This window comes from Pseudolactococcus chungangensis CAU 28 = DSM 22330 (genome assembly GCF_002441885.1).
In the GTDB taxonomy this organism is placed as follows: domain Bacteria; phylum Bacillota; class Bacilli; order Lactobacillales; family Streptococcaceae; genus Pseudolactococcus; species Pseudolactococcus chungangensis.
In genome coordinates this window covers 1-4,627 of sequence record NZ_JXJT01000050.1, presented here as the reverse complement: position 1 = coordinate 4,627, position 4,627 = coordinate 1, and the positions used below count along the sequence as shown (strand labels likewise).

The following is a 4,627-nucleotide window of genomic DNA, read 5'->3' as shown; positions in this document are numbered from 1 at the left end:
TCATTTTTTATTTCAGGTAGAGAAAATACGGACATATTTTTTGAGACAATTTTTTCAATATTTGACATGGCATATTTACCACGTTTTGATAAAGTATCATCACGTGTATTTCGTATTTGCTTCATGTCAGCAAGTCGGTATTTTACATTTTTTCCAGTATCATCAATTATCAGATTGAGCGCCTTAGCTTTTTCTTTAAAATCAGTGATAGAGGTGGAGTGCTTCAGTAAAAAATTTAGGCGCTCTTTTATTTCCAGTTTGAAATTATTTTTTCTTTGATAGGCTGAATATTTCTTATGTGAGTTTTTCATTGTGTTGCTTAAAATGTTAGCACCTGCAATATCAGCGTGTTTATCAGAAATATTTCGTAGGCTTTGAGTTGTACCCTTTTGCCATCTAAATTTTTTTAGGGTTGTAGAATTTGTTGTATTGAAAATAATGTGATTATGAATATGATCTTGGTCAACGTGAGTTGCAACTATGAACTCATGATCACCACCAGTCAACTCTAAAACTGTTTTTCTGCCTAGTTCATGAATTTCTTCAGGTGTTAGATTATCATCTGGGGAAAAAGATTGTACAATATGGTGTGCCATCACCCGATTAGGATTGTTCATATCAGAATTATCGGGATTGCCATTTTGTGCATTTGCCATTATTTTAGTTAAGAAAAATTCTTGGTCAGCAAAATTGACATTTGAAATTTTATGACCTGATACCAATTGCATCAATTTTTTATCTTCAGAAAATGTGACAGGGAAATCTTTGTCAGTTTCCACATAAGGCACATTTGTTTTTTTAGGGTTTAAAATATATTTAACAGATTTTGTTAGTCGTTCAGGTGTTTTGACCTGCATTGTTTTAACAACAACCATAATATCCAACTTTCATTTTTTATAATTATTATATTCTGTTTGAATGGTTTGATAGACGACAGTTTCAATTTCATTAAGTAGATTTTTTGTTTCATCAATATCATCTTTTGAAACATCACCTTTTTCATTCACCTTTCTAGCTATTTGATTGATATTTTTTCCGACTCGATCAATCGCTATTTTTAGATCACTCAAAGTTTTAAAATCTACAATATTTACTTGACCTTGTATCAACATTTCAAGTGCAAAGGCATTGAAATTTGTGCGACCTGCATTATCCATTTTATGTTTAATATAATTATTTTCATCGGGTGTAAGACGTATGATTTTTTGAATGTAGCGTTCTCTTTTAGTTGAGTCCATTGTAATTTTATCTCCTTTAAACGGTAAGTTTATTTGTTACAAAAGTATGACAGGGTGGTAAACTTTTTATCTGGCAGGACTAGCAAGTGGATAGCCACTTGCTGTTTTATAAAAAGGTCAGGAATGGTCAAATTGACCACTCCTACCTTTTTTATAAATTTTTGGGGTGTTCCCCAATCCCCCTTTTCAAGATTAAGATAGTAATTCAACATTGATAATTGTATCTTTCAGATTTTCAAATTCATCATCAGAAATTGATTTTAAATATTCAATAGTAGTTGAGTATTCAAAGAGCAAATCAATGCCTAGATTTTCAATATCTTTAAAATCATTTTTAACACTGGAAAGGATTTTTTTGTGTGATTTCAATAGGTGTCATTATTTATCCTCATTTTCTTTTATTTTTTTTAGGTCAGTTCATAAGCCGTTGGCTTTTCCTAGATTTTGAGATAAGTTGCGGGATTTTTCTGGTACAGACTTAGATGGAACTTCTGCATTTGGGTTAAAAAAAACATTTGAAAAATTAAACTTTGATTGTTTGGCTATTCAAGCTGACAATTCTGTTTGGAAAGAAAAAGAATTACCACTTCCATTAATTGCACATGTCCTAATTGATGATAGTTTCATGCATTATGTAGTTGTATATGATGTTAAAGGTGATTTTTTATACATTGCAGACCCAGCTAAGGGAAAGCATAAACAAGTCTTAGCATAATCTTCAAATCGATTATGCTAAGACTTGTATTAGTTTGTATCAGTGTGCTGGTATTTGCCTTTTTGTTTTTCTCAACCTTATCAGGCTTTGGATTAAAACAAATTATGAGTTTGACAATATTTAAATATCAAGCACCTACGTGGCAAGTGGCACTAGGATATGTTTTTAAAATCTTTCTAGCCTTACTTTTGTACTTTGGTGGTTTGATTTTGATACTATCGCCTATTGTTAATTCGTTATTTTACCTTGATTTTATACCTAACCATATACCTTAAAATCTCTATTTTCAGTGATAACTAAACAGGCATATTCGAGTCCATAGTTCACTAAATTATAAAACTCCGACTCAAGTTAGAGATGAAGTCTAAAATCTAAAACACACATATTTTTTTGTACAGTTTTCTTTTGACATATCAGATAAAAAGTGAAATAATACAACTTATGAAATGTTTTTAGTAAACCATATTTAAACATAAAAGGAGATAATAATTATGAACAACTACACTAAATTAAAGGATTTGAGGTAACTTTTATGGAAAATAAGTCTAAACAATTATTTCTTCTTTTAGATTCAGTGTATAATGATCCGGATATTAAAGAACCTATATTTAAAAAGATAGTCTTAGAAGCTGCAGATAGGCTAGATAAAGATGAAAAATACGAAGATGTAGTCTCTGATTTATCAAGAGAAATTTCAAAAAATAGAAAAAATATTCCAGATAAATTATTGAAAATTTATAAAAAGATACAGCCTGATGTCAAACCTTTAAAATTAGATTCAAAAAAATTAAGGGATCAAGCAATAGCTTATGGTACAATTTCATAAAATGTTTACTATGTTGTAGAGGCAAACGATATAATCAATAAAGCTAGACATGACTTAACTGCTAGAGAATTGAAACTCATAGACTTTGTCATCTCAAAAATAATGCCTGATGATGACAAATTTCATGTAATAAATACCTCTATGTATGAATTGACAAAAGTCTTAAATATCAAGCAAAACGGTAAGAACTATGCGGATATGGCTAAAGCTATTGGCGACTTGCGAAAAAAAGAAGTGCTTATCCATGATGAAGAAAAACGAACAATCACTCAAACTGGTTGGGTTCAATCTGCAGAATATCATGAAAATGGTCAAGTAAAGATAGAGTTGTCGCCAAAATTAGCACCTCATTTGTTAGGTCTTAAAAACAACTACACACAACATCTACTTCTCGATACAACTAAATTGAAAAGTCGATACTCTATTTTGCTTTATAAACTCATGCGTGAGTGCGACAGAGATAATGGCAAATCAATTGCTATTTTACAGGGCACTCCGGATGAATTTAGAGAGTGGCTAGGCGCCCCAAAGGAATACACATACGGGCAATTCAAACAAAATATTTTAACTAAGGCAGTTGAAGAAATCAATTTAAAAATCGATGATATGGACTTAGAAATCTTTCAAGGTCGATATAATCGTAAAATTGTTCAAGTTGAAATTCATAATAACTGGACCGTACATTCAAAATAGTATCATCAATGATAAAAGAAATTAAAGAGTAAGTATTGAATATGTTTAATAAAAAAGTTATATTTACTATATATATTTTGATTAGGAGAGGGTAAATGATTTCAAAAAAAAGCATGATTTTATTTTTTATATTAATATAGTAGAGTTGATGTTGATAAAGAAACAGGCGAAATATTGAGTAATGAGGGGAATAGAGATGAATAAACAATGGAATTACTGGATAACATATTTGATAGCATTTGCTTTTTTTCTACTAGCGTTCTTTTTGGCACCTTTGTTGGATAAGGTGTTTGGAAATGAATCTGGTTTGATGCGAGTAATATTAGTTATTGTTGCAGCAATATTAGCTAGATTTATTGCTAATTATGTTAGCAATAAAAAACAGTCTTAATCATAAATTTAATTGATAATATATTTTTCAGCTGTCTATATTTGAGTCAGCTTTTTTTGTGGTTAAGCTGACATCAGCTTGCCCCGATCGGGTAGAGTTCTGCATGAAATGCGCTTGCTATGCAATAGCCCGCCGGAGGTTTTTCTAGCCGGATAATAGGCGCAGAAAAATAGCAGTTCTCCCAGTAGGAAGGGGGGGAACTCTACTACCTCGTAGAGCCCACTATACTTTACTTGGAAGATATCCCGAAATGAGGTGCGTACGATGAGTTTTGCAGTTGCTAGAATGACGAAATTGAAAGCTGATAATTTGGTCGGTATCGGTAATCATGACCAACGAAAAACCACCAATCACAGCAATGAAGATATTGATGTTTCCCGCTCTCACTTGAATTATGATTTGGTGGCAGGACGGACAAATAATTTTAAAACGGATTATATCAAAGTGATATTGAACATCTTACTTTTTCATATTAAAAAACAATAACTTTGCTATCAAAGTTATTGTTTTGGCACTTTATCATCTCTCATTGCCGTTGCATGCTCCGAAAGATAGAACCCCTACATTGTTTTTTAAAATAAACAATTAAAATGTCAATCTCAATCATACAGACACCTCTTTCATAGATAGTGTTAGTTAAGAAAACTAATATTATCTTAACATTTTTAAAATTGAGGTCAATTAGTAATCAATATTTTGAAAAAGAAAAAATAGGCGAAGCCTATCTCAGACTGTAGACAAAAAGCACAAATCGCTAAAGATTT

7 protein-coding genes and 2 pseudogenes are annotated in these 4,627 nt (G+C 31.2%); 6 read left to right on the top strand and 3 right to left on the bottom strand.

The window, feature by feature from the left end:
• The 3 genes from RR45_RS10760 to RR45_RS11310 all read right to left on the bottom strand — a co-directional run.
• Window positions 1-875, bottom strand: an 875-nt coding sequence (locus tag RR45_RS10760; protein WP_179295341.1) for a relaxase/mobilization nuclease domain-containing protein, incomplete at its 3' end; no start/stop codon positions are given.
• Between the two features lie 12 nt (window positions 876-887).
• On the bottom strand, window positions 888-1,238 hold the full coding sequence (locus tag RR45_RS10755) for a plasmid mobilization protein (RefSeq protein ID WP_031366957.1): 351 nt from the start codon (window positions 1,236-1,238) through the stop codon (window positions 888-890).
• 192 nt (window positions 1,239-1,430) lie between these two features.
• Window positions 1,431-1,607 carry a hypothetical protein gene (locus RR45_RS11310; RefSeq protein WP_167362612.1) on the bottom strand — a complete coding sequence of 59 codons (177 nt, stop codon included), beginning with the start codon at window positions 1,605-1,607 and terminating at the stop codon, window positions 1,431-1,433.
• 82 nt (window positions 1,608-1,689) lie between these two features.
• Here RR45_RS11310 and RR45_RS10745 point away from each other — a divergent pair.
• From RR45_RS10745 to RR45_RS10725, 6 genes and pseudogenes are all read left to right on the top strand, one after another.
• A pseudogene (locus RR45_RS10745) lies at window positions 1,690-1,947 on the top strand (cysteine peptidase family C39 domain-containing protein); the annotation flags it as partial.
• Between the two features lie 538 nt (window positions 1,948-2,485).
• Window positions 2,486-2,779 (top strand): bacteriocin immunity protein, encoded by a 294-nt coding sequence (locus RR45_RS10740; protein ID WP_031366954.1) that lies wholly within the window; start codon window positions 2,486-2,488, stop codon window positions 2,777-2,779.
• 24 nt (window positions 2,780-2,803) lie between these two features.
• Window positions 2,804-3,211, top strand: a pseudogene (locus RR45_RS11575) (replication initiation protein); the annotation flags it as partial.
• 9 nt (window positions 3,212-3,220) lie between these two features.
• The gene (locus tag RR45_RS11570; protein WP_341868405.1) at window positions 3,221-3,472 is read left to right on the top strand and encodes a replication initiation protein; all 252 of its coding nucleotides are present in this window, start codon (window positions 3,221-3,223) and stop codon (window positions 3,470-3,472) included.
• A 196-nt stretch (window positions 3,473-3,668) separates the two neighbouring features.
• Entirely contained in the window at window positions 3,669-3,863 is a 195-nt protein-coding gene (locus tag RR45_RS10730; protein WP_031366952.1) for a hypothetical protein, read from the top strand.
• A gap of 264 nt (window positions 3,864-4,127) precedes the next feature.
• The gene (locus RR45_RS10725) at window positions 4,128-4,349 is read left to right on the top strand and encodes a plasmid recombination protein (RefSeq protein WP_425268463.1); all 222 of its coding nucleotides are present in this window, start codon (window positions 4,128-4,130) and stop codon (window positions 4,347-4,349) included.
• Window positions 4,350-4,627: the final 278 nt, after the last annotated feature.

Coding starts and splice junctions, on each gene's coding strand:
- RR45_RS10755 (WP_031366957.1), bottom strand. CDS start 1,238: ATGGACTCAACTAAAAGAGAACGCTACATTCAAAAAATCATACGTCTT.
- RR45_RS11570 (WP_341868405.1), top strand. CDS start 3,221: ATGCGTGAGTGCGACAGAGATAATGGCAAATCAATTGCTATTTTACAG.
- RR45_RS10730 (WP_031366952.1), top strand. CDS start 3,669: ATGAATAAACAATGGAATTACTGGATAACATATTTGATAGCATTTGCT.
- RR45_RS10725 (WP_425268463.1), top strand. CDS start 4,128: ATGAGTTTTGCAGTTGCTAGAATGACGAAATTGAAAGCTGATAATTTG.
- RR45_RS10740 (WP_031366954.1), top strand. CDS start 2,486: ATGGAAAATAAGTCTAAACAATTATTTCTTCTTTTAGATTCAGTGTAT.